At 50.0% G+C, this 26447-nt stretch carries 16 protein-coding genes; 9 read left to right on the forward strand and 7 right to left on the reverse strand.

Annotated elements, in window-relative coordinates; translation table 11 throughout:
- Positions 1 to 15: 15 nt before the first annotated feature.
- The 3 genes from V8F51_RS29590 to V8F51_RS29600 form a co-directional block, all read right to left on the reverse strand.
- On the reverse strand, positions 16 to 1041 hold the full coding sequence (locus tag V8F51_RS29590; RefSeq protein ID WP_337104100.1) for a carbohydrate-binding family 9-like protein: 1026 nt from the start codon (positions 1039 to 1041) through the stop codon (positions 16 to 18).
- A gap of 160 nt (positions 1042 to 1201) precedes the next feature.
- Positions 1202 to 2329 (reverse strand): carboxynorspermidine decarboxylase, encoded by a 1128-nt coding sequence (gene nspC / locus V8F51_RS29595; protein WP_337104101.1) that lies wholly within the window; start codon positions 2327 to 2329, stop codon positions 1202 to 1204.
- Between the two features lies 1 nt (position 2330).
- The gene (locus V8F51_RS29600) at positions 2331 to 3569 is read right to left on the reverse strand and encodes a saccharopine dehydrogenase family protein (protein ID WP_337104102.1); all 1239 of its coding nucleotides are present in this window, start codon (positions 3567 to 3569) and stop codon (positions 2331 to 2333) included.
- 571 nt (positions 3570 to 4140) lie between these two features.
- On the opposite strand from V8F51_RS29600, the gene V8F51_RS29605 reads away from it, so the two are divergent.
- The 4 genes from V8F51_RS29605 (at position 4141) to V8F51_RS29620 (ending at position 10055) form a co-directional block, all read left to right on the forward strand.
- Positions 4141 to 4266 (forward strand): hypothetical protein, encoded by a 126-nt coding sequence (locus V8F51_RS29605; protein WP_337104115.1) that lies wholly within the window; start codon positions 4141 to 4143, stop codon positions 4264 to 4266.
- 28 nt (positions 4267 to 4294) lie between these two features.
- A complete protein-coding gene (locus tag V8F51_RS29610) occupies positions 4295 to 5323 on the forward strand; it encodes an NADP-dependent oxidoreductase (RefSeq protein WP_442956511.1) in 1029 nt (342 codons plus the stop codon).
- Between the two features lie 334 nt (positions 5324 to 5657).
- A complete protein-coding gene (locus V8F51_RS29615; protein ID WP_337104103.1) occupies positions 5658 to 7454 on the forward strand; it encodes a putative bifunctional diguanylate cyclase/phosphodiesterase in 1797 nt (598 codons plus the stop codon).
- Between the two features lie 108 nt (positions 7455 to 7562).
- Entirely contained in the window at positions 7563 to 10055 is a 2493-nt protein-coding gene (locus tag V8F51_RS29620) for an S-layer homology domain-containing protein (RefSeq protein WP_337104104.1), read from the forward strand.
- Between the two features lie 111 nt (positions 10056 to 10166).
- Here the strand turns inward: V8F51_RS29620 and V8F51_RS29625 are convergent, their stop codons facing one another.
- Both V8F51_RS29625 and V8F51_RS29630 read right to left on the reverse strand, forming a co-directional pair.
- Positions 10167 to 14441, reverse strand: a complete 4275-nt coding sequence (locus tag V8F51_RS29625) for a helix-turn-helix transcriptional regulator (RefSeq protein WP_337104105.1) — start codon at positions 14439 to 14441, stop codon at positions 10167 to 10169.
- 326 nt (positions 14442 to 14767) lie between these two features.
- The gene (locus V8F51_RS29630; protein ID WP_337104106.1) at positions 14768 to 14947 is read right to left on the reverse strand and encodes a hypothetical protein; all 180 of its coding nucleotides are present in this window, start codon (positions 14945 to 14947) and stop codon (positions 14768 to 14770) included.
- A gap of 222 nt (positions 14948 to 15169) precedes the next feature.
- Here V8F51_RS29630 and V8F51_RS29635 point away from each other — a divergent pair, with 222 nt between their 5' ends.
- Positions 15170 to 18733, forward strand: a complete 3564-nt coding sequence (locus tag V8F51_RS29635) for an S-layer homology domain-containing protein (RefSeq protein ID WP_337104107.1) — start codon at positions 15170 to 15172, stop codon at positions 18731 to 18733.
- 257 nt (positions 18734 to 18990) lie between these two features.
- Positions 18991 to 19875 carry an AraC family transcriptional regulator gene (locus V8F51_RS29640; protein WP_337104108.1) on the forward strand — a complete coding sequence of 295 codons (885 nt, stop codon included), beginning with the start codon at positions 18991 to 18993 and terminating at the stop codon, positions 19873 to 19875.
- An 81-nt stretch (positions 19876 to 19956) separates the two neighbouring features.
- Here V8F51_RS29640 and V8F51_RS29645 read toward each other — a convergent pair whose 3' ends face one another.
- Positions 19957 to 20448, reverse strand: a complete 492-nt coding sequence (locus tag V8F51_RS29645) for a pyridoxamine 5'-phosphate oxidase family protein (protein ID WP_337104109.1) — start codon at positions 20446 to 20448, stop codon at positions 19957 to 19959.
- Positions 20449 to 20648: 200 nt separating this feature from the next.
- On the opposite strand from V8F51_RS29645, the gene V8F51_RS29650 reads away from it, so the two are divergent.
- Genes V8F51_RS29650 through V8F51_RS29660 form a run of 3 tightly spaced genes read left to right on the forward strand, consistent with a single transcriptional unit; the run spans position 20649 to position 24166 of the window.
- A complete protein-coding gene (locus V8F51_RS29650) occupies positions 20649 to 21824 on the forward strand; it encodes a glycosyltransferase family 4 protein (RefSeq protein WP_337104110.1) in 1176 nt (391 codons plus the stop codon).
- Positions 21825 to 21826: 2 nt separating this feature from the next.
- A complete protein-coding gene (locus V8F51_RS29655) occupies positions 21827 to 23152 on the forward strand; it encodes a UDP-glucose dehydrogenase family protein (RefSeq protein WP_337104111.1) in 1326 nt (441 codons plus the stop codon).
- A 42-nt stretch (positions 23153 to 23194) separates the two neighbouring features.
- Entirely contained in the window at positions 23195 to 24166 is a 972-nt protein-coding gene (locus tag V8F51_RS29660) for a metal-dependent hydrolase (protein WP_337104112.1), read from the forward strand.
- A 76-nt stretch (positions 24167 to 24242) separates the two neighbouring features.
- On the opposite strand, the gene V8F51_RS29665 is transcribed toward V8F51_RS29660, so the two are convergent.
- Positions 24243 to 26447: S-layer homology domain-containing protein (locus V8F51_RS29665; RefSeq protein WP_337104113.1), on the reverse strand; the 2205-nt coding region annotated here is incomplete at its 5' end.

The following is a 26447-nucleotide window of genomic DNA, read 5'->3' on the forward strand; positions in this document are numbered from 1 at the left end:
AGAAGGGTATTTGAATTACTCTTTCCATAACATCCCGTCTTCACGAATACAGAATACAGATTGTCCGTCAGAGGAAGGGGCTTTAATTTGGAACAGGCCGCTGGTCGTTTCGATGATGGGCTCTATGCTCCAACAATCCTCGCCCATCAGAAGCTTCGCGTCGCGCGAAAAATGGCCATGCGCTTCGAAATAGTTGCGTTCACGGTAGTAGAGCCGGCGCAGCTCCCATTTGATCAGCTCGTCCGCCGGCAGCTCGAATGTCGAAGGCTCGCCGTTGTCATCCGTGAATACGACATAACCCCATAGTTCCGGATAATGCATATTAACGATGCCCATCGGCGACCACACCCAGTTATCTTCCGGATACGGCTTTCCCGTGTCCGGGTTGATTACTTTGCGGTATTCGCCATCGTGTACCTCGGCTTGCCACTCGACGCGCGAGAAATTGACGCGCCAGAACTCGCCGGAAGCCGGCGGTCGCTTATCAGCCGCGCATTCCCGTAAGCTGGCCCAAGGCATTGCCACTTCGACGCTCCACTTGCGGTTGTCCGCAGAAGGACGATTAAGCTCACCGTCGATATGCACGGCGGTCTTCAATCCTGCGATATCCCAGCCGTTCACCGGCGGGCCGCCATCCCGGTATGGCTTGACCAGAAGCAAATCCCATACCGTATTCAGCGCATTAATTTCGAATTCATAATATTGATGGCTGTCGCCGTCGGGATCGATAAAAATCTCGAAATCATTGTCATAAAAGATGACCGAATCGCGCTCTGTCAGCGTCGCCCAAATCTGATCCTCGATTAGCTCCGCCGCAAAGTAGAAATACTCGTCATCCCACAGCATTTTGACCCGCGTCTGCTTTGCGGGCTTGGGACGGAGATCGCCCTCGATATCGACGAAATCCCCGGTCCATTCCGCAGCCGCCCAGAAAGGCTTATCAACACGGCCGTCCAGCTCAAGCGGACCCTGCGCGCGTCGGCATAGATAGTGTTCAGGTGCATAGGCAATATTCGGTTCCGGCACTCCGCTTCTGTTCATATTCTCATCCTCCGTTTTGGTTTCGTTCATTAGTTATAATCATGAATGGTTCTACTTAAAATTCGCCAGTAAAAATTTTCTATTTGAATGACAATATTAAAAAATAAGCCTTAACCCTTCTTATGCAGCAGGGTTAAGGCTTTCGTTATCAAATCACGCATTAAGCTAGTCTCGTCTTGAAATCCTCATAGCCGAATTCGCGAACGACGCGGCAATTGCCGTCTTTGTCCTGCACGGCAATTGCCGGAAGCGGCATGCCGTTGAACGTGTTGGTTTTCACCATGGAGTAGATAGCCATATCTCCAAACACGAGTCTGTCGCCGTTCTTTAGAGGCTGATCGAAGGAATAGTCACCGATGACATCGCCCGTCAGGCAGGTTGGACCGCCAAGCCGGTAGGTGTAAGGCTTCTCGCCGGCTTCGCCCGAGCCGAAGAGCGGCGGGCGGTACGGCATTTCCAGAACATCCGGCATATGGCATGTCGCCGATGTGTCCACGATCGCAATCTCGATGCCGTTCTTATGGATATCCAGTACGGAGGTGACCATGTAGCCCGCGTTAAGCGCGATAGCCTCGCCGGGTTCAAGGTAAACCTTCAGACTGTAATTATCCTGCATTCGCCGAATACAAGCTTCGAGTCTCGGAATATCATAGTCGTCTCTTGTAATATGGTGCCCGCCGCCGAAATTAATCCATTCCATCTGCGGCAACCATTGCCCGAATTTTTCTTCGACCGCATTCAGCGTAGTCTCCAAAGCGTTCGAGTTCTGTTGGCAAAGGGTATGGAAGTGCAGTCCCGAAACACCTTCAAGCAGTTCAGGTCGGAAATTCTCCAGATTCACGCCGAATCTGGATCCTGGCGAACATGGATCATACATTTCATGTCCTTCTTGGGTCGAGCACTCCGGATTGATGCGAAGGCCGACTTTTCTGCCGGCTGCAAGAGCTTTGGCTTTATACTTCTCCAGCTGCGAGAAAGAATTGAAAATAATATGGTCGCAAATGGCTATAATTTCGTCGATCTCATCTTCACGATAGGCAGGGGCAAAGACGTGATTTTCTTTGCCCATTTCTTCGTGTCCGAGCCGCGCTTCGTATAGCCCGCTCGCCGTCGTACCGCATAAATATTGTCCGATAAGGGGATACATCGCGGTCATTGAAAAAGCTTTTTGCGCCAGTATGATCTTAGCTCCCGTACGCTGCATGACGCCGTTCAAAATCTTTAGGTTTTTCTCGATGAGCGCTTCATCGACTACGAAACAGGGTGTCGGTAATTCCTCGAACCGCATATTAACGAACGAGCTCCGGTTTTTTTGCATCCTCAGGCAACGTGTCAACAAGGACTGGGTTAAAGTCCTCTACCCAAGGAAGGCCCCATTTGTTCAGCTCTTCCATGAACGGATCAGGATTGAACTCTTCGACATTGTATACGCCTGGTTTATTCCATTTGCCAGTCATGACCATTGCCGCGCCGATCATGGCAGGAACGCCAGTCGTATAGGAAATGGCTTGCGAGCCGACTTCTTTATAGCACTCTTGGTGGTCGCAAACATTGTAGACGTAATACGTTTTTTCTTGGCCGTCTTTTTTGCCTTTGAAGATGCAGCCGATGTTCGTTTTGCCAACCGTACGCGGTCCTAGGGAAGCCGGGTCCGGCAGAAGAGCTTTAAGGAATTGAAGCGGAATGATTTGTTTTCCTTCGTATTCGATCGGTTCGATGGAAGTCATTCCTACGTTCTCAAGCGCCTTCAAGTGCATGAGATAGCTTGGGCCGAATGTCATGAAGAAACGGATGCGTTTCAGGCCAGGCATGTTTTGCGCAAGGGACTCAAGCTCTTCATGGTAAAGCAGATACATATCTTTTTCGCCGACTTCGGCGAAGTTGTAGCTGCGTTTGATTTCCATCGGTTTCGTTTCGATCCATTCACCGTTTTCCCAGTAACGGCCGTTAGCCGATACTTCGCGGATGTTGATCTCCGGGTTGAAGTTGGTTGCGAACGGATAGCCGTGATCGCCGCCGTTGCAATCCAGAATGTCGATATATTCGATTTCGTCAAAATAGTGCTTCAGCGCATAAGCGGAGAATACGCCGGTTACACCTGGGTCGAAGCCGCTGCCGAGCAGAGCCGTGATTCCAGCTTGTTCAAAGCGCTCGCGGTAATCCCATTGCCATTTATATTCGAACTTCGCCGTATCTTCCGGCTCATAGTTCGCTGTATCCATGTAGTTCGTTTTAGTGGCCAGGCAAGCATCCATGATCGTCAAATCTTGGTATGGCAAAGCTAAGTTCATGACGATATCCGGTTTGACTTCGTTAATCAAAGCGATCAACTCGTCTACGTTATTCGCATCGACCTGCGCTGTCGTGATTTTGGTTTTGCCGCCGTCCAATTTGGCTTTCAGTTCGTCGCATTTGGATTTCGTGCGGCTGGCGATGCAGATTTCCTCGAATACTTCGCTGTTTTGAACGCATTTATGAATTGCTACTGATGCTACGCCTCCGGCGCCAATGACTAGTGCTTTTCCCATTTTTCCATTCTCCTGACCCAAGTAAATTTTATCGTTTCTAAAAAACCAACAAAAAAAGCAAGCGAAACACGCACCCATGCGCATCACACTTGCTTTGATATGATTAAATATAAAGTCATTCCCAATAAGCATGACTGGACAAAGCTCTTGCGTGCTCGTCAGTCAGCCATAAAACGTAAAGTTTCATGGAAAGGCCCTTCATATTCAAATATATCATGTTAGGATCAGAGTCTATATAGCAAATAATTACTTTTACCACTCTTATTGACCGTTTCACAAGTTGATGTGCATATGCACTTGGTTGTAAAGTAACCAACTTATAAAATTTGAGCTTTTAACTCAATCAATAAAGCAACGAAAGTTGCCGATCGGCATTTGACCCGGCTGTCCGTATGGCCTTAACTTCTTGGTGGAAGTGGTCAAAGATTATCTGCTTGGAAAGATCCTAGATACATCCGAATATTAGCTTTCCAAAAATCATGCTCCTTCATAATAGCAGGATAGCGATTCTGGAGCAATATAAATTTTTAGGAATCGCATATTTTTTTTCGCGATGTCGAAATCTAGGGCGATGGGCATGGATAAATCGAATGTCACCTACCATCTGAAGATAATGTATGAAGCCGATCTAATTCGGTTCATGCGGGAAAGGCAGGACAAGAAGAATTTTTTGTTTAAGGGGCAGGAAAGCCTATGATCAATGAGGGTGACCGAGTTAAACGAATATGAGGAAAAGAGTGATTAAAGACATGATGAACCGCAAAATCCTGTTGCGCTCCCGTCCGCAAGGCTGGCCGACGGATGAGAATTTTGAATTCCAAGAAGCGCCGTTGCCGCAGCCCGGAGAAGGCCAGGTGCTCATCCGAGCCATCTATTTGTCCGTAGACCCTTATATGCGTGGGAGAATGAGCGCGGCTAAATCTTATGTCGAGCCTTACCGGATCGGGGAAGTTATCGAAGGCGGAGGCGTAGGCGAAGTTATCGAGTCCCGTTCGGACAAGTTCCAGCCGGGCGACAAGGTATTGGGCATGCTCGGCTGGCAGCTGTATGGCGTCGCGGATGCGGACAAGCTCCGCAAGATCGACGAGCAGACAGCTCCGCTCTCAGCTTATCTCGGCGTTATCGGCATGACAGGGCTGACCGCTTATTTCGGATTAATGGATATCGGCCGTCCGAAGGCCGGCGAGACCGTAGTCGTATCGGGTGCCGCGGGGGCGGTTGGCTCCATTGTTGGTCAGATCGCCAAGATTCAAGGCGCAAGGGTCGTGGGAATCGCAGGCTCTGACGACAAGACGGCATGGCTGACGGAGCAGCTCGGCTTCGACGCCGCGATCAATTACAGAACGACTCCTAATCTGAAGGATGCTTTGGAGAAGGAATGCCCGCAGGGCGTGGACGTCTATTTCGACAACGTCGGAGGAGATATTACTGACGCGGTTATCGGCCAGTTGAACGATCATGCGCGTATTGCGTTGTGCGGCTCTATTTCCGCCTACAACGATTCGGAAGGCAAGGACATCGGCCCTCGGGTTCTGGTCAAACTAATCAAGACGCGCTCGCTTATGAAGGGGTTTGTCCTGGGGGATTACGCCGACCGTTTACCGGAGGGAGCCAAGATGCTCGGCCAATGGCTGTCCGAAGGCAAGCTCAAATACGAAGAGACCGTTATCGAAGGGTTCGATCGCATACCCGAGGCACTGCTCGAGCTCTTCAAAGGGACCAACATCGGCAAAATGCTCGTCAAGGTCGGGTAGTTACTAAACGCACCTCCTAGAATTGACATTGGAAAAACCGCGGGTTATTCCGATAATAGTTCTAGGGGTGCATTTTTTAAATATAGGAAAGTATAAGTTTCACTCTTATACATACGCCTATATTTCAACGCGAAACGTAAGCTTTTGCCGCCAGAGGGCGGCGTCAGCCGTTTACGCTTGTGGCCACTTCAATAAAAAATAAAGAGGGAATACGATGGAGTGGAACGCAGGACCCATATATAGCGCAATTGTAATCGGATTGATCATCCTTATTTATTCTAGGGAATACGGCGGTATACGAACCATTCAGAATCAGATGTTTCGAATGACTTTGATGACTACGATTTTATCTATGATCAGCATCTTAATTTCCGTAAAATTAAACATGGCGATGACCAAGTTTCCTCTATTGCTAGTCGAATTTTTTAATGTGTTGAGCAGAATTTCAATGACGGTCATTGCGCCGCTATTCTTTTATTACACGATAACGATTATTTGGTCGATTAAAGAAGTATTTTTCAAGTGGATACGATTTACCGTTTGGGTTTATATGCTTTTTGCACTGATGATTATGAGTTCGCCATTTTCAGGCATTATTTATACGATTTCTGATGACCACACTATTGAAAGAGGACCGTTGTATAACTTAATGTACGCTGTGCCTGCATTCTATATTGTGCTGCTTCTCGTTTTATTGTTCTTTACGCGTCACAGACTTTCACGAAGTTTGAATCTTGTTATATTGTCATTTCCAGTGCTGTGCCTCATCTTCGTAACGATTGAATTTATTTATCCTTATTTACTTATTTCGAGTACTGCAGCGACTGCATCGTTGGTGATTACTTATTTGTATATCCAGAACAAAAAAATTCTCGAGGATGATTTGACAGGAACGATGAACCGTCGCGCGTTTGCCAAAGTCGTAAGCATGCGTTTAGAGGATCGAAGTCCATTCAAAATTATTGTCGTAAGTTTGGACGAATTTAGAAGCATTAATAATCATTATGGCGAGCAGATCGGGGATCGTCTTTTGCAAGAAGTAGCTCATTACTTAATGAATGCACAGTCTAATGCCCAAGTATTTCGTCTTTCGGGTGATGAGTTTGCTCTATTAACAACGGTTACCGAACAGCAGCAGCTCATTCAGGCGATAAGTATCCGTTTGTCTCAGCAGTGGATTATAGGAGGAATTAAGCTTTCTATTCATGCTACGATTGCTGAGCTTAATATTCCGGAAGTGACGGATACGCTCGAGGATACGGTTCATGTGCTTGAATATAGTATTCGCGAGGAAAAATTACTTCATAAGAACAGTGCGATTACGATTAATAGTGGCGCGTTGGAACGCATGCATCGCAAAAATAAAGTGTATGAGTATTTGAAACAGACGATTGAAAGACGAGAGCTGGAAATTGTTTATCAGCCGATTTATCATGTTGAAACCGATAGTTATCCCGTTTTCGAAGCATTGGCAAGACTCACTAGTCCGGAGCTTGGACCGATTTCTCCACTGGAGTTCATTGCCATTGCGGAAGAGAAAGGACTTATTAATCAATTAGGTGAGGTTTTGCTGGAGCAAGTATGTAGAACGATCAGAAAGCTAGAGAGCAATGGCACTCCGTTTCAACATATTAATATTAATTTCTCGCCCATACAAATGATGAATGACAATATCGTTTCGGAAGTAGAACATGTGATTCGGAGAGAACAAGTAGATCCGGCTCGTATTCATCTGGAAATTACAGAAAGTGTAGTGATCGATAATTTTGACAAGATTAATAACATTATGAATGGTTTCGATCGTCACGGTATTCATATTAGTCTCGATGATTATGGAACGGGCTATTCTAACTTGTCTAACATTATCCATTTGCCGTTCAAGGGGATTAAGATCGATAAATCTTTGTTGTATCGGGCCTCGGAAAGCCAATCCACTTTCGTCATCATTCAAGCTTTGTCTCGCTCTTTCCAGCAAATCGATAAACTTATTGTGATTGAAGGCGTTGAGACGGAGGAGCATATTAAGCTTGCTCGCGCGATTGGCTGCGACTACTTGCAAGGTTATTATTTCGCTAAGCCTATGACGACGGAAAATCTGATTGTTTTTTTGGAGGGTAAATCTCTCTCATAACTTATAAGTCCGCTACGTTACAATACCCTGTATAATAGCAATGGAGGAGAGGGCGGAAAAATCCATATAAGAGGATGGATACTAGATTTACTTAGGAGGCTTACATAAATGTTAAGAGGTAGGAACAAAGTTGCATCCATTGCACTCGTATTATGTTTATTTATAGGTATGTTTCCAAATACGATGATCGCTAATGCGGAGAGCTCATCATCGAAGGACTTTCTTTCTTTTTCCGTAGAGGGAAATCCCGGTGTTATTGACGACGTGAACGCTACGATTGAGGTTATCGTGCCTTACCGTTCTGCGGTCAATAATATGCTTGAAACGTTTACGGTTAGCGAAGGTGCATCTGTGCTTAATCATACGAGTAATGTTACACGATCAAGTTATGAGAATGAAGTGGAATTAACGGTTGTCGCTGAGGATAACACTACCAAAGTTTACAAGGTAACTGTAACCATTGGACCAAGCAACTTAAAATCGATCACCTTATTTAACTTATTGGATCCGGCAACGACAGGTTTTATTGATGATGAGGCTTATGCTATCTTTCTCTACGTTCCGCAAGGTACGAATATAAAAGCGTTAAAGCCTACATTCGAGACAGATGACAGCGGGGCTCAAATCCTAGTTGATGAGGTTGTTCAAACTAGCGGTAGCACCGCGCAAGATTTTTCGGAGCCCGTAATTTATACCGTAAAAGCGCTGGATGGCAGCACGCGAAACTATACGGTAACCGTTAATTTTCAAACCGAGCCTAGTACGGCCAAAGAAATCACTTTCTTTGGATTGGCTTCGCTGTCTTCGATTGGAATTATCGTTGAAACTAACCATACGATAACAATCACCGTTCCTAACGGTACGGACCGGACAGCGTTAGTGCCTACTTTTATAACGACGGGTACTAGAGTCATCATTATGAATGAATATCAACAAGAAGTACAACAAGTTAGCGGGGAAGGCGTCGTTAATTTTTCATTGTCTGTTGATTCACCTGTAGACTATGTTGTGTATGATGAAGCAGGCGACACTCAGACCTATAGAGTTACCGTGAGAGAAGCAGATAGCAGTGCCAGCTCAACCAAAGAAATGCAAACCTTCAGCCTTGGAGGAATAGCGGGTATCGTGGATGAAGATGCGCATACGATATCGGTTGTTTTACCTTCCGGTGCTTCGCGTCAAAACAGAATCGCCTCGTTCACGACTAACGGTGAATTCGTATATATCGGGAATACATTGCAGCAATCCGAGGTTACAGCAAACGAGTTTACGAGTCCGCAAACGTACACAGTAGTCGCTGCGAACGGATTGACGCAAAATTATGTGGTAACCGTATCGCTAGAAAATGAGCTGGATTCATACAATCTCATCTATCCTATAGAGGCGGTTGGTGTGATCGACCCTGATGATCATACAATCACGTTTGATATTCCGTATGGAACAGATCTGAGCGTAACCAAGGCGGAATTTGTTACGACGGGAGATCATCTTGAAATTAATGGTGTCGAGCAAATATCGGGTGTGACGGAAACGGATCTAAGTTTATCTCCCGTTATTCATGCGGTAGACTCTGACTATTCGTCTATTCCTTATACGGTGATCTTGAATATCGGTTTAAATCCGGCGAAGGAGCTTACCTCTTTCAAAATAACGAACCCAGAACGTAATGGGGTAGTCAATCAGGTGAACCATACGATCATGATAACCGTACCTTACGGTACGAACGTAACCCAAATAGCCCCGACCTTTACGAGCACAGGTTCAACTGTGAAGGTAGGGATCGAGAATCAGGTTAGCGGCGTTACAACGCAAAACTTTACGAATCCGGTAACGTATTCCGTATACGCAGCCGATGGCACCATTCAAGACTACGTCGTTACGGTTATAGTAGCACCACGCTCGTCTTCCGATAATAATCCATCCGTGCCAACGGAGCCGAATACTCCTACGCCAACGTTTAAGTCTGTAGTCAATCAAGAGAAGTTGTTGGCATATTTGAAGGGTAAAGTCGAGCAAGCGCCAATGAATCCGATTAACGGTGTATTCTCAGATGTTAACCAGCATTGGAGTAAGGAGAACATTGATCTATTCGTCAAATTGGGTTTCGTGACGGGTTATGAAGACGACACCTTCCGCCCGAATGCTCCGATAACTCGTGCTGAGTTTGCTGCCATGATCGTTAGAGTATTCAATCTTGACGCGCTAAGCAGCCCACAGAGCTTTACCGATGTGAAGGAAGGGTACTGGGCGAGTCAAGCTATTGAGGCACTGGCTGCCAACGGCATAATCGTTGGTTATGCAGACGGTACGTTCAGACCGGGCGAGGAAATTTCTCGTGCCGAGATCATAGCTATCATTAGCCGTATCGTAGACTTTAACGCGATAGAGAAGCACCAAGCGGTAGCCTTCAATGACATTGAAAGCTCTTGGAATGCGAATGAAATTCGTGCAGCGGCAGCTGCCGGAATCATTGAAGGACGCGCTGCAGGCAGCTTTGCTCCGGAAGAACAGTCGACTAGAGCTGAAGCTTTAAGCATTATACTGCGTGTACTGAATTTGAATCCCGATATTAAATCATTGCTGGACCAGCTTCAATCTTAATCTTGGCATATAAATAAATTTAACACGTCCCCAACCCCCGTAGGCTTTGCGCTGCGGGGGTTGTTTTTTTTGCGCGGATAGCTTTCACCTGTTGTAGTCTTGGTTAATGGTCTAATCAAGCAGCTTCAGCTCTTTTGCTTGCATAATTGCTTTCGTTCGGCGGTTTACCTTGAGTTTGGCGAATATATGCTTCACATGCACTTTGACGGTGCCGGCCGCAATAACGAGCCGTTCGGCTATTTCTTTGTTGGAGAGCCCCGCGGCAAGCAACGCCAGCACCTCCAGCTCGCGCTCGGTCAATGGCTCCTCTATCGCGTCAGTTTGCTCTGGCATTACTTCTACATCGCTATTCACGGCGGTAGCTTCATCTTCGGATGACTGGCGCAACACGCACATCATCAGAGCTTGCGAGGCCATTGCGAGCAGCACGCCGGTTTGCGCTGCATCGAGTACGCCGGTAGTAAGGCGATTCTCCAGAAAAAGCACGCCGAGCAGTGTGCCATGGATCTTGACGGGCATGCAAAGCATGGACTGCGGGCGATGCAGCGCCATGTATGGGTTGCGAGTGATCCAGCTGTCCGGCTCGCCGTTGTACGTAACGGTCTCTTGCGTCCGGTAAACGTAGCGGATAATGCCCTCAGGCAGCAGCGGGCTTCCTTGCAGCTCGCGCTCGGCGGCGACAGCAGCTTCATTCGGCTCGGCGTAGACTTGGATACGCAAATCGCCGTCGTTCGCTGACAGCAAAGCACCTGTGCCGGCGCCGGCATACGTCATAATGACCGTCAACAGCTCGGCAAGCATAGCATCGGCGCTGTCGCGTCCGGTAATGACGCGAGTTGCCCGCAGGATGGCGGCTAGTTCGGCTTCGAGATCGGAGGCGGGCCGTTCCTGCTTATCGGTAGCCGCTGCAGCTTCGACGGGCGTTAATTGTGCGTCTCGCAGACTGTCATGGCCGGCTTGCAGCTTTTGTTCGTTCCGATTTCCGCTCCGTTTATTGGTGAGCTGTGCAATCTTCCTGGGCAGCTCCCATTCCGAATAACCTTCAAGCGCTATCCGATCGTAATGGCGAGCGGACGCTTCCCGTCCGCTGCGCTCGTAGAATCGTCCGGCCAGCTCGCCCCCGAGCGCCTTAACGCGCAGATCGCCGTATTCGTAGGCTTCCCGGAGCGCCGTATCGTATAGCCGTTCGGCGTCTTTGATTCGTCCTCGCGCTTCGGCGTAGGCGGCATGCAGCAGCGTGCAGCGCGCCCGGAAGTTGGTCTCGCTGCCGTCCGCGAATCGGCGGAACCGGCGCAGCAGCTTTTGGATGCGGGCAGCTTTGCCGCGCTGCGGCACCCGTCCCTCGGCTGTGCAGGAGCCAATCATGGAGAGCGCTTCGTAGAAGCAGCATTCCGGCATATGCGGAAGATGAGTTGCATATGGCTCGTGCGGCGCTGCTTTGGCACTCCATGCCTCGGCTTCCTCGTAGCGTCCCTCGAGGCAGAATAACTGCGCTTTGTACGTGCTGTACTGGTAAAGCGTCGTTGCTGCCGTCTCTTCTTGCCCGATACGGGCGAGAAACGCCTCTTCCGAGAACCGGCCATCGTTGAAGGAAACCGGCGATTCCGTTCTTCCCTGCAGCGCGGCGATCCATTGCTCGTATAAAAAGAAGTTTTGCTGCACGAACTCGTCTTTTGTTGTCTCCAGCACGGTCAAGTACTCGGCAATGACGCGTGCCATTTCGCTAAGCGAGCTGCGTGTATACAGAGAATTGACGTGACCGCCCATTGCGTAGCTGGCAAAAATATAATTACCGGCGTTCATGCCGTGACGCATCGCCTGCGGCAAGTAGTAGTCGGTTTCGCGGGCGTCTCCGGCAAAAATGCTGCTGACCGCGCTGTACATGGTGAACGCCATGCTGCTGACCGAAGCCATGCCGCTGCTTTCGGCGAGTTGGATGCCCAGCCCCCCGAGTCTCCGGGCTTGTTTATGATTGCGCCAGGCGGTTTCCGCAAGCATCCCGTAAGCGGAGAAGACGACCGCTGTAAGCGGCGATTGGCCGCCGCGCAGCGACAACCTCAGCGCGTGGCTCGTCAGCATAAAGAAAATGCTTTTGTCCGTAAAAAAGCTGGATGGCACAATAGCCGCGATTTGTCCTAATGCAGCGGATAGCCGCGGATCGGTCATCTCAGGCAGTAGATGCGACCGTTTCCGTGAGCGCAACAGCAGCCAGTTTGTTTTCCACTTCTCAGTTAGAAGCCGCAGCGGTCCCGGGTCAGAAGACAGGCGAATACCCAATTCAGCTAAGCTATGCAGCCCAAGCGCCGTTCCTTCGGTATATTTGCCTTGGTTAATCAATTGCATAATGCGAATCATTCGAATGCGGCTGCGCTCAATCGGGTTCCGAGCTCGTGTAAGCAAACGTTCAATCCGTTGCAGCGAATCTTCCGACTGGCCGCACAGATAAGCGCATTCTGCCAAACGGGCGTGCAGCTCAAAGCATAATTCAAAGCGGTTGTTCCAATGCTGCTCCTTCAGTAACGAGCTTCCGTGAAAGAAATATCCGAGCGCGGCGTCATAGGCCGAAGAAGCCAAGGCGTAATTGCCGGCCTTTAAATTCAGTACCGCAAGCGACAGTCTCTCTTCGTCGCCGCGCAGAAGTTCCGCCCCGCGATTCATATGCAGCGCCTGCTCGAACAGACGCTCATCGCTATCGCTTTCGTCTGAGCCGCTGGCAGAGAGAGCCCGTCCAATCGCAAGATGGAGCTGCTGACGTTTCGATTCATCCATACGGCCATAAATCAGCTTTTGAATGCTGTCATGGGTGAAGCGGTCGTTTCCATCAGGCTGTGTGACAACCAGTCCTTCGACTTCCACCGCATGCCAAGCTGTCAAGCTGTCTTCTGCGGAGAGTCCGCATACTCGCGCGGCAAGCTCGGTAGTAAATATGAAGCCAATGCAGGACGCGGCCTCCACCAGTGATAAGGCAGCTTGCGGAAGCAGTCTAAGACGATACTCCAGAAGACCGCCGATCTCGAATTCCGCATCATCGACAGGGACAGAATCGAGCTGCCATTGCCACATATTTTTATCGACCTGAAACTGTAATCGCCGTTCATCGCGCAACCGGAGCAGCAGTTGCTTGAAATGGAACGGATTGCCGCCGGTATGCGTGACAATCGCTGTACTAAGGGGTTGCGTCTGTTGCTCATCCGCGCCAAGCGTGTCTGCCGCCAGCTGGTTTAATGTTGCCATAGGCAGTGGAGAAAGCCGGATTTGTCTTACGGCGGTTTGCTCTGATGCGCTTCCCTGACCGCTCAAGCCCGGGAGCTTAATCGAGGGGTCAAGATCGGGGCGATAGGAACCGACGAGCAGCAAGTATTGGCATTCCGGGTCGCGAATTAACGCATCGAGCAGCTGTAGGGAGGAGGCATCCGCCCACTGCAGATCGTCAATAAACAGCACAAGGGGATGTTCCTTGGCTGCAAGCGCCTGCGCAAAGCGGCGGAACGCATAGAGAAACCGTTTGCGCGCTTCCGCCGTTGGCAGTTCTTCTTCGCTGCCTGCGACGGTTCCAAGCAGCAGGCGAGCTTCGGGAATAAGGGCGGTAATGACGCCAGCAACACTGCCGATTGTCCGCGTCAGCTTAACGCGCAAAGCCTCAACGAAGGCTTCTGATTCGCCAAGCAGTCGGCGTATAAGACCGCGAAACGCTTTGACGATTGGCTCATAAGGGACGCCTGCCGCAAGCTGCTCGAATTTGCCGGAAATGAAATAATAGGAGTCGGCCAGCTTACCGTCGCGGAAGGTTTCCTCGATTAGCCTTGTCTTTCCAATGCCGGCCTCTCCGCATACATATACGGCTTCGGACGAGCCAAGGCAAACGGAACGGAACGCTTGCTCGAGCTGAACGGCTTCGGATTCCCGGCCGTAAAATCCGGGCGCTCCGTGCTGAGCGGGATTCCCTTGTTCACAGCCTTCAAGAGCAGCCAGCAGGTTTTCCGATGAGGCAAACCGGTTGTCTGGGTTTTTATCCAGCAGCTTCAGCACGAGTTGATCCAGCGCCGCCGGCAGCTCTGGAAGACGCCCGCATAGGGAAAGAGGACTTTGCGCTAGATGCATGTACATCCACTCCAGCGGATCATCCGCGGCAAAAGGCGGCTCGCCGGCAAGCATTTCATAGAAAATAACGCCTAATGAATACAGGGAGCTGCGCTCATCCTCCTGTCGTCTCATGCGGCCGGTACGCTCAGGGGAGCAGTAGGGCCAGTCGGCTTCGCTCAGCGGTCCGCTGCGTTCAGGCTGCATAAGCCGGACTTCGCCGCTTGCGGTAATTGCAATGGTATCTGGCCGCAAATCGGGCAGCGGACAGCCTTGCTCGCTGCTTGCGGCAAGCGCGACAGCCATTGCGCGCGCGAGCGGCAGAAATTGGTCCGAAGGCATCTTTGGCCGTGTGTTTAACCGTTCACTTAACGTAATAAAAGGCAGATTAATTGGTGATTCTAGCCTGTTGTGAGAACTAGGGGCATTCGACATCTATAAAACCATCCTTCGAGCAATCTAGGCATATATTCGAAAAATGAGGGTTTTTGTTTGTGGGGTATGACTGAATATTCCTCATAAACTAGTTTATCGTCAGTGGTTAACTATGTAAATTGTCGATTTACGGGGCAATAAAACGCCAGCGCCAAGGGCAAATCCCTGGCGCTGGCGTTTTATTGCTTTCGATATGTCTACTCGCCGATGCTTAAGACGAAGGTGACAATCGTGACGATGATGGTCGCGAATAGCATGATAATAAAATACCATTTTGAAAACTTTCGTGTGAAGGTTGTTCCTTGCAGCCATGACCCTACGTAAACGGCAATGGTGAAAATAATCATTGCGACCAAAGCAATTAATGCATTTTCCATCCGGTCGTCATTTCCTTCCTTTAGAATGTCTTTGTTTTCCTATATTAAAGAAGAGATGCAGGCTATTCCATACCTCGTTTGAGGTATATTTGCGCGAAAAATGCGGATTAAACGAAAAAATACCCCAAATGGGTAATAGTTTTCTGCAGAGCGGTGTATTAATCTTGTTGAATTAGAAGCGATTGCAAGTGCAATGATTTCACAAACGAAAGGAATATGAATATGCAGAAAAGAAGCTTATTGTCTACGCTGGCAGCCGTTACGCTGCTGCTGCCGCTAATTGGGTCGCTTGCGACAGCCGCTATGGTTACTCCGGTTAGCGCCGCAGCAGCTGCTACAGGAGAAGTCATGACCGGCTTCCAGAATGAGACCAATGATCTTTATGACGGTTACGTCACGGAATACACCTTCAGCTCGGGCGGCGTCGTACAGCAAAGCGCTGCTCCTCCGTCCGACGCTGATTGGATTACGCCTTCCAATATTAATGATACGGGTTGGGGCTATAGCTGGAACGAAGTGTTTACTTATAGCGATTTTGGCGAAATCGATGAGACAACCGACCCGATGAGTATTCCGCCAACGGCGGCTTGGGTAACGATTTCTTCTTTCCAACTTTCTTCGGTACCAATAGGAAATCCGGTCTATCATTATTCCGTTAACGGAACCGATGTTCTGACCGCCACGGATGCGTTGGATATTCCGTCCAACGCTCTGTGGGCAACGATTGTTTCCTTTACCGACGGCTGGAATCAAATTAAAAACGAAACGTTTACGGCATACACGCTGGAACGAACGATTCCATCCGTTACTTCGTTGGAGCTCACATCCGCTAACGGCCAAGACGGTTATCTGAAGAACGGCGCTGCGGTGATTCTTACGCTGCATACGGATGTTCGTATTGCGAGACCTGTTCTGGAGATGGCCGGCAATGATATGCCGGTAGCGGGAAGCGGCACGAGTTGGAACGCCGTCCTTACTATAACCACATCACAAGTGCCTGATGGAAATTTGTCAGTATCCGCTGCGTTCTATTCGGAGGAGGGGGTTCCGGGACAGGTTCAATACGGGACGACGGACGGTTCATCCTTCATAGTCGACCAAACGGCGCCAGCCCTTTCCCATTCGCTGTCTCCAGCGGGTGCGACAAACGAGGATGTGACGGTACAGGTTACGGCGAGCGATGCTGGAATCGGTGTTGGACTGATGAAGTGGGCACCGGGCACGCAATCGGGTTATTATGTCATAACAGAAGGAACGACGTTTACGGGAAGTTTTACGGCGACAGCTAACGGATCATATACGGTATATGCGCAGGATCAGCTTGGCAACCCTGCTATGTTTTTCATAACCGTCTCGAACATTGACCGTACAAATCCGACCGTATCACTTACGGCGAGTTCCACCGCACCGACGAGCGCCGATATTGCAGTGACGGCGACGGCTGCCGATAATGTTGCCATAGACAAGCAGCTATGGGCTGCGGGTTTGCAGAATGCGTCGTATTTTCAAACGGGAAACGGAACCTCGTTTACCGGTCAATTTTTTGCAACCGCGAGAGGCGCTTATTCCGTGTATGTGGAAGATACGGCTGGCAATTATGCGATAACGGCCATTACAGTGTCAAATGTATTCAAGACGGCGCCTGCATTGACGGTTACGGTTTACCCGGAGGCGCCGACGAATGATACGGTGCTGGTAGAGATTGAAGCACAGGCCGATGGGGAGGATGAAGGCAACGCGCTTGTTGCGCTCCGATGGGCCGAGGGCGATCAGGAGATCGCGTATTTTGCTGACGGCGGCGGTCAGGACGTTTTTACCGATCGAGCATTCGAAGCGAGCGAGAATGGGAAATATACGATTTATGCACGAGATACGGTTGGCAATGAGAAGATATCTATTATTGATATAACCAATATCGACCTTACAGCGCCTACGCTGACGCTGACGCCGGACGTTACCGCTCCGACTAACGATGACGTGACGATCACGGTGACTGCCGAGGATGCTGACAGCGGCCTCCGTCGGGTGCGATGGTCTGCAACGGAACCGGATTTTGATAGTCCGTGGCCTTCCAGCGAGGTGGAGGACGGCGAATTTACTGTGGAATCGAATGGAACTTACACCGTTATGGCTTTCGACAATGCGGGCAATGAAACGATTCGTCAGATTAGCGTGACGAACATCATGAACGACGTTCCCACGGTGCTGCTGCGTCCCGGGACGACCGCGCCTGTTGGCGATAAGGTTTCCGTAGCAGTGGAAGCCGCCGCCTTGGGCGCGGGCAATGCGATTGACGTTGTTTTGTGGGCAGCGGGAGATTTGCCAACCGGCTTTTTCCGTGAAGGGTTAAGCGATGATATTACGGAAGAATTGCAGTTCGATGTGACGAAGAACGGAATATACACGGTCTACGTTCGCGATATTGCCGGCAACGAAGCTGTAGAGAAGATACGAATTAATAATATTCGGAGTGCGAATACAGCACCTGGAAGCGTGCAAAAAAATGTGTTTATCGCGGAACTGAACGGCAAGCTGACGACGGGGCTGAATGAAACGATCACAAGCAGTCCCGACGGCTTGATTATGTATGATCTGAAGTTGGATGATGCAACGGCAATCGCCGCTCTTGCGCCGGCAAACGGTGAGGACGAGCTGCGTATTGAACCAGATGGCGATACCGCTCCACAGATTGATGCGGTTACGCTTACTCTGTCGGCAAAGGTGCAGTCACAGCTGAAGGAACGAGGCATTAGGCTTACTTTGGACATTGGCGACGCCATTTATGAATTGCCAGCTGGCTTTTCGGCTAACGGAGGCGGCGAGCTGACTGTGCAACTGAGGGCGCTGCGCCAGTCAACGGACGCCAATCAGCTGCTTACCGGCGCGACTGAATCCCGCTCTAAGGAGTGGCAACTGAAGCCTGCGGGCGTTCCTGTTGCGTTTACAACAAACGCAGCAGGTACAGCTGACAGTGATAGTTTGGTTATCCCGTTACCGGATAGACTTGACGCCACGGCGTCGCGCAAGCTCGCCGTCTACCTAGAAAGCGGCGACGATTACAAAACAATCTCAGCGGGCACAGTCCGTTACGATTCGCAAGGACGCGCAACAGGTATCGCGGTTGACGCCGGCGCTTCAGGCCGCGTGCTGGTGCTGCAGGCTGAGCCTATAGCTGTCACGTATGAACGCTACATTAACGGCTATGCCGACGGCAGCTTTGCTCCTTCGCGTACTATAACGCGAGCGGAGTTAGCGGCTCTTCTCATGAAGCTGTCTACGTCAGAAGACGTTACTAATAGCGGCGACGCAACTGCTGCGTACGGCGATGTGCCGCATACGCACTGGGCCGCTGACGCTATCGACTATGTGACTGCTGCCGGATGGATGGGCGGGGGATCGAACGGCCTGTTCCGTCCGGGTGATCAGCTGACGCGTGCGGAACTGGCTACCGTGCTTGTACGGTGGCGCGGGGTACAAGCAATCGGACGCACCGACTTTGCAGACGCGGATTCCCACTGGGCTTCCGAGGCCATTGCTTCTGCCGAGCGGAAAGGGTGGTTGGTCGGTTATACGGACGGGAGCTTCCGTCCCGATGCTAGCGTGACGCGTGCCGAGGCGGTTAAGGTGCTGAACCGTGTACTCGGTCGTCCATCGCTCGTGGAAGATGGTCTGTCTTGGTCCGACGTACCAGCCTCCCACTGGGCGGCTGACGCTGTTCGGTCCGCTTCGCAATCGTTCGATGCTCTTCATTATCTCAGCGGTAAGGTAGAACTGATCGTCAAATAAGAGTGAATTTATAATTAGATAAGCAAAAAGAAACCGTTTCTCCGTAGAATGGAAGCTTAACTTACCATTTACGAAAGGAACGGTTTCCTTGTATATTCAGGAGTAATAAATCTATTAATAATGGGAGAACTTCAAATGAGCTATGATTTAGTGAGCTCTCCTCTTTCATTGCCAATCGCCCTGCAATAGTTGAACGGAATTAGTCGGATGGCTGGCAATGGATGCTGCTACTCTAAGAGAGAAGGGAGGTTATTGGGGTGAATGTGATTGATCATTTGAATAATGCGCTAGACTATATTGAACAAAATCTAGAGGATGAAATCAATGAGCACGAAATTGCAAGGCGAGCTTATTGTTCTGTCTACCATTTCAAAAGAATGTTTTCCTACTTGGCGGGCATTTCGCTTCAAGATTACATTCGTCGAAGACGCCTATCGCTTGCTGCACTTGAATTGCAGAGCAGTACCGTGAAAGTGATTGACATCGCCATAAAGTATGGCTACCATTCCCCTGATTCATTTACGCGCGCTTTCCAAAGCCAACATGGCATTACGCCTACAGAAATGAGAGTCACGAACCAGTCGCTGAAAGTATATCCTCCAATGACCTTCCGTTTATCGATTGGAGGGAGCGAACCGATGAAGTTCAGAATTGAGAATAAGGAAGCCTTTCAGGTGATTGGGATAACCAATCGAGTTACGCCAGTTGATATGGGCGAACATCCGGGTGTCGAACATGTTTGGAGATCAACCGATCATGACACCTACGCCGAGCTGAAATCGCTCAACAACGTGGAACCGTACGGCATTCTCCATGTGGACAGGGGAGATGGGAGCGGACTTGTGAAGGGAGAATACGATTACTATTTATCCGTTGCTTCAACAAAGCCGTGCCCGGACAAGTTCACGCGATTAGACGTACCGAGTATGACTTGGGTCGTTATTGATGTAAAGGTTCCTTGGGGTCCTGAGAAGTGGCAGCAAATCTATGGGGAATGGTTCCCATCCTCAGGCTATGAGCAGATCGAAGGCCCAAGGATACAGATTGGCCCCGAAATTGCGATTGGCATAGAGAATCAAGTCAAAGTCATGACAGAAGAAGTGGAAGTCGAGTATTGGATACCTGTTAAGCAGGTTCGCTAGAATTGTTAATTGGTATATTTCACGAGCATTCGCACAAAAGGGCCATCCGGTAAAGGATGGCCCCAAAACTTCAATGAACGGCTAATTTAACTCCACGATCTTGTTGATGTCCGTACCTTCCGTATTTTTGCCCATCAGCCTGCGGAACAAGAATTTCGCCATCTTGAACTTGTTGCCGGAATCCCAATATTCGGCCGTTTCAGCCTTCACTTTAATGAGTACGAGATTAGGATCGTCATAGGACGTTTCCAACAGCTCCTCGTACATGGGATTCCAGAACTGCTTCAGCTTTTCGGTGCTGTCCACCAACTCGGCTTCGCCGCGTATAGAAACAAAGGATTTGCCTGCATAAGCTACGTTGACTTGCCGTTTCTGGAGCAATTCGTGGAACTTTCCGGTGTCTTTCTTAGTCAGGAACCATAGGTCTCCGTCGAACTCGACATCTTGGGTTTTCATGGGGCGCGAAACGAGTCCATCTTCCGATATCGTAGTCAGCATTGCCGTTTTAATATCTTTGATTAACTCGCGAACGGTTTCAATCGCTTCTTGGTTTTCGGTTGTTACATTCGTCAATCCATTCACCTTTTCCTCATGTTTTTCAATAGCATTCCACCCTTTGCGCAATTGCATGTATAAAGAAGCTCAGGTCAAGATGTATTACACGGGCAAGTCCGAAATTTTCATAAACATTACTTGGCGATAAAGCAGCGATAATGATTGCGTGCTACTTTGGGGATAGATCGAAATATAGGTCTGAAAAAGGGAGTGAATGGATGAGGATTGCTGTTTTCTCAGACACGTTTGTCCCCCAGGTCAATGGCGTCGCGCTTACCTTAAAGCGTTGGACCGACTACCTGTCCATGCAGGGTGCCAATTGCAAGCTGTTCGTACCTACGGAGCCGGAGCCTGTCTATGAGGATCTGGTGTGTCGGCTGGCCAGTATCCCCTTCTGGGCTTATCCGGAGCATCGATTCGTTATTCCTAATTTGCTGCGTATACGCAATGAACTTGCTGAGTTCAAACCAGACATTGTTCATATTGCCACCCCGTTTAATGTAGGTCTTGCCGGAATGTATGCCGCTCAGAAGCTTCATATCCCCATCGTTGCCTCGTATCATACCCATTTCGACCAGTATCTCGAGTCTTATTGGTTTCCGTTCGCGCATTCCTGGTACTGGTCTTATATGAAATGGTTTCATCGTAACTGTCGCGCCATCTTCGCTCCTTCGAATGAGACCATTCATCTATTGCAATCCAAGGGATTAAATGAAGCCCAGTTATGGTCGCGGGGGGTGGACTGCGACAGGTTCACGCCATTGAAGCGTTCCGATCGTGTTCGTGAGCTTTACGGGATTAAGGAGCGATACCTCCTGTTATTCGTTGGTCGACTGGCTCCCGAGAAAGACCTGGATGTTTTGCTTCAATTAATGCATGGGCTACCTGACCGAATTCGTGGTCAAGTGCATTGGCTTGTTGTCGGCGAGGGTCCAATGATGGATCAAGGCCGCAAGGAAGCTCCGCAGAATGTGACCTTTACCGGTTACCGGAGCGGGGAAGAACTTGCCGAATTATATGCATCCTCCGATTTATTTGTTTTTCCCTCTGCCACGGAAACCTTCGGCAACGTCGTGTTAGAGGCGGCGGCCTCCGGTCTCCCTGCTATAGTAGCCGACAGAGGGGGCGTGACTGAGATTGTCCAGCATGGAAAAACCGGTTTACATGCTGAAGCGGGAAATGTAGAGAGCTTTCTTGCTGCGTTAACCGACTGGTTCGACGAGCCTGACAAATGGCAATTGTTTCGTACGGAGGCTAGGGAATATGCGCAATCCCGCACTTGGGATCATGCGATGGAGTCGATATACACCCGTTGTCAGCAGATTGTGGAAATGGAGCAGAATCCGGAGAAAGCCGGAAGCGGGCGCATACAGGGAGAGGGTGAACCCGCTTGAAGATGACAGTCATGGGTACGGGATATGTCGGTTTGGTCACCGGGGCATCCTTGGCTCGTCTGGGACACGAAGTGGTGTGCGTAGATGTGAATAAAGATAAAATTAGGCTGCTCAAATCTGGTGGCATGCCGATCTGGGAGCCGGGGCTTGAGGATATAATCCGCGATGCGGAGCTCGAGGGACTGCTGGATTACTCAATAGATGCTGCTGCGGCCGTATCTTGCAGCGACGCTGTCTTTGTGACAATAGGCACCCCTTCATCCGAGTCAGGCGAAGCGGATCTTTCCGCCTTATGGTCGGCCATATATGCAATAACACCGATGCTGCCCGATGACGGACTTTTAATCATCAAAAGTACGGTCCCTGCAGGAACATGCGAACAAATCGAAGCTTATCTCCGCAAACGACTTCCCCTTTCCTCCCGCATTGCTGTTGCCCATAATCCCGAGTTTTTGCGACAGGGTTCTGCTGTCCGGGATTTTCTTGTTCCGGATCGAATGATATTCGGCGCTGCCAATCCAGAAACGCATAATCGGCTGGAAGAGATCTATGCACCGATTCAATCGCCTAAGATAAAATGCGGGTTAAGGGAAGCAGAGTTGATTAAGTGTGCTTCCAATGCTTTTTTGGCCATGAAAATATCTTATGCCAACATGATGTCTGATTTATGCGATGCACTTGGGGTTTCTGTAGATGCTGTTGCGGAAGGAATAGGACTAGACCGTCGGATTGGTTCCGAGTTTCTGCGCGCCGGTGCCGGATATGGAGGCTCTTGCTTTCCCAAGGATCTTCGCGCGCTAATGGCGTTGGCAGAGCGAGAGCATTTGGATATGGAATTGCTGAAAGCAACCGAAGCAATCAACAGGCGGCGTGTTCAGGTCATTCGCAAAAAGCTGGAAAGCGTCTTTGGCGGAACTTTGAACGGTAAGCATTTTACGATATACGGATTGGCCTTTAAGCCGAATACCGATGATACTCGTGAATCGCCAGCGCTTAAGATCTATTCGATGCTGCAAGAAGCAGGGGGGCGTATAACGGCATATGACCCGGTTGTTACGTGCTTGCCGAACCTGCAGATTGATCTCGCCACAGATATGTATGAGGCAGCCGCGGAGAGCGATTGCGTGGTGATTGTAACCGACTGGGATCAGTTCCGCGACTTGGACTGGGGCAGATTGAGGCAATTGATGAGGTCGCCTTACATTTTGGATGCGAGAAATATGTTGGACACTGCGGTGATGGCCGCAAACTGTGAGCGATATGGCTTGCACTATATGTCTCTGGGCCGTCCTTCCGTAACACCGGATGTTCCATTAACGATAGGCTGAACAGATCATATTGACCCCAATTTCGGTGAAGAGGTGATTGATATGGATACCGCAAGCCATCTTCTTCTCGGCGTCACTTTAGGCGGGCTGGCAATGGCTTTAGCCGATCCTGCCATCGGTGACCATTCGTCAGCTGTGTACGGATTATTCGCGGCAGCTATCGTTGGCTCGAATGCTCCCGATTTCGACATCGCCATTCGTATTCGCGGATATGAATCCTATTTATTGCATCATCGGGGATTCAGCCACTCATTGCCGATGCTGGCGGGTTGGCCGATTATACTTACTCCTTTAATTGCGTATCTATTTCATGCTTGGGATTATATGATCCCGCTGTTCCTCTGGACAATGGCTGGTGTCGTGCTTCATGTTTTTCTCGATTTCTTCAATGCTTATGGCGTGCAATGTTTCCGGCCGATCTCAAGGAAATGGTTTCACGGCGATGCGATCCCCATTTTTGACCCTCTCCTATTCGGACTTCATTTAGCAGGATTGTTATTATGGCTGTTTGGCGTCATTTCGGCACAGATTGTATTCCCTCTTTTATACGTTATCACCTTTCTCTTCATCGGATACCGGATCGTGATTCATCGTTTGATGCTGCATATGGTTCGAAGGCGTTATGGAATCGAAGGGGATTCCTTCTTAATTCCCAAATGGTTGCCCCATAATTGGGGATACGTTCACGAAACGGATCAGACCTATATTGCTGGATCGATCCGCGGCACTTTTCTAAGGGAAGAAACGTTATTCCAAAAGGGAGAGCAGAACGACGATGTCGTTCAAGCGATCATGGGCAGCGACGGCGTCCGCAGCTTTCTTGCCTTTGCGCATCGTGTGCACATTTCTTGTAAAAAAGTTCAGAACGGTTACATGGTAGAGCTGCGGGACGTCCGTTTTCGGCATGGTGAAAAGCTTCCCTTTGGAGTGGATATTACGCTGGATGACCGTTTGCAGGTAACTGGAAACACCTTTGGGTGGAAAAAGAAGCTGTGGGAACCTCCGTTTTCATAAGTGAATCATAAAAAAAGAGCGAAATGGCTCGTCGTTATGGGCCATTTCGCTCTTCTTTGTAAGTTAGATGACTTTATTACAACCCATTAATCAGTGCCTTGATCGAGCTGTCGCTTTCCAGAGCGCGGATAATGAGCGTCACCGTTTCAGCGCGAGTCGTCGTGCTATTAGGCGCGAATGAGGAAGTGGAAATCCCTTGTACGAGATTGGCCGAGGATGCCTGCTCGATCGCATTCGCTGCCCAGTAACTGCTGCTCACGTCTGTAAAGCTTGCCGATGTCCCTTTCGCCAACACGTCAAGATTCAGGATGCGGGAGATGATTGTTACCATCTCTGCACGGGTGATCGTTTCATTTGGTTTAAAGCTGCCATCCGCATAACCGTTCACGACTCCCTTATCAGCCAACACGGCGATGTAACCAGAGGCCCAAGTCGAGCCCGTATCAGTGAAGTTGGCCGAAGTTGTGATTGGTGCCAATGCGAATGCACGGGCAATCATAGCGGCGAATTCCGCTCTTGTTACAGATGCATCCGGTTGGAAGGTTTGATCCTCGTATCCCGTTACGATACCCAGCTTTAGCGCTTTCGTAATGGCGCTGCTGCCCCAATGATCAGCGGTGTCGCTGAACGACTTGTTCTCGTTGTTCGCGGCGATCGCTGCGTTTACTGCTTTCAGTACTGCTTCTTGATTAACCACATTTGATTGGAAAGGATTTACACTGGTTTCAGGCGCATCCGTGCCTTCCGTTTCATTGTTCCCCGTATCGGTAGAAGAATCTGTTCCAGAGTCAGTATCGGAGCCCGAATCTGTGCCAGAGCCAGAGCCCGTCGAAGCAGTAAGCCTCAACGCAATTTTGTCGGACTGGTAAACGATTTGAGCCTTGTACGAGCTTGGCAAGCCGTTAATCTCGACATCGGAGAATTGTCCGGTCCGCTGATTTGCCTCATGACTGATTAGGGTGATGGTTCCCTTGCTTGGCACATAGTCATCCGTAAAGTTCACTTGCAGCGTACCATTTACATTAACCGCACCGCTTGATTCAATTACATCACTTGCGCTAGCTACATTCAGTTCCAGGATACCCTCGGCAGCTTGGGTGAAGCTTCCGCCAATGGTCAGCTTGCCTGTTACATTCTCTACCAGCGTACCGCTGTTATTCAACACGTTGCCGCTGCCGAACGCCGTCGCGGAATTGCCCTCAAGCGTACCTGCGGTAAGCTCGGTGCCTCCGGAATACGTGTTGCTGCCCGTCAGCGTCAGTTTGCCGGTTCCTTCCTTCGTCAGCTTGCCTGAGCCGGCGATATCGTTCTTCCAGCTATCTGCTGCATGGAAGCCGCCCTCGGACGTATCCATCGTTACAGTTACGTTGCTGTTGAAGGCGCCATAGCCGTCTGCAGCAGCAAACAGATTCAAACGTCCCCATCCCTCCGGATCATCGAGCAAAGGATAGCCGGAAGGCAGGCCGGTTGTCGCCAGAACCTCGCGACGCTGCTCGTCGCTCAAGTAAGGCAGGCGAGTCTCCAGCAGTACTTCGGCGCCCTTCGGAACTACTACGGCTTCCGTCGTGGAAGCGATCGGTGTGAATCCGTAGGTTAGGCGCTCCGTATATTGCTCTTTATTCTTATCATAATCGCTGAAGCGATCTTCAGCCGTACCGCTTTCTTTCAGCAGAATCTCATGAGCCTGGTCGTATGCGGCTTGCTTAAGCTCTGCATTATCCGGGTCTGCCAGAGTAGCGGCGGCCAGTGCCGTAGCCATGACGCGTCCGCCCATGACATCAAGCGGCGAATGCATGCCGGCAACGATCCGATTGTTGCCCATTTCGGAAGCGCGGGTCAGCATTTCCTGGAACCGTTCAGGGGCTGCATAGGCCAGTGCCAGCGAGGCAAGATATGAGGCGTTCGTATGACCGCTCGGGAAGCCGCCATCCGTTTCCGGCGTGGTCGTGTTTCTCGCAGGGACGAGCGTAGGCACGATGACAGAAGTATCCAGCCAACGCCATGGACGCATATAGTTGTAATAGTTTTTAGCCGGCGTCGTAGAAGCATAGTTGCCTCGCAGCGTGCCGATCAGGTCGACCATTTTGCCGAGCTCGGAGTCCGAATTACCGCCTTTATTGGTTCCGTTCCCGTCATTGTACTTGACCGTCGCAGCGTCGGCCGGGATGGTCGTAATGGTGGTGAATGTTCCTGTTTTCTCGCGGTACACATTCGCCAGCGATCCAAGACCGTCAATGGCACCGTAGGTTTGGTTGCGCCGGTCGTCGTAATAAGCCGCGAT

The organism is Paenibacillus sp. YIM B09110, assembly GCF_037167145.1.
GTDB lineage: Bacteria > Bacillota > Bacilli > Paenibacillales > Paenibacillaceae > Pristimantibacillus.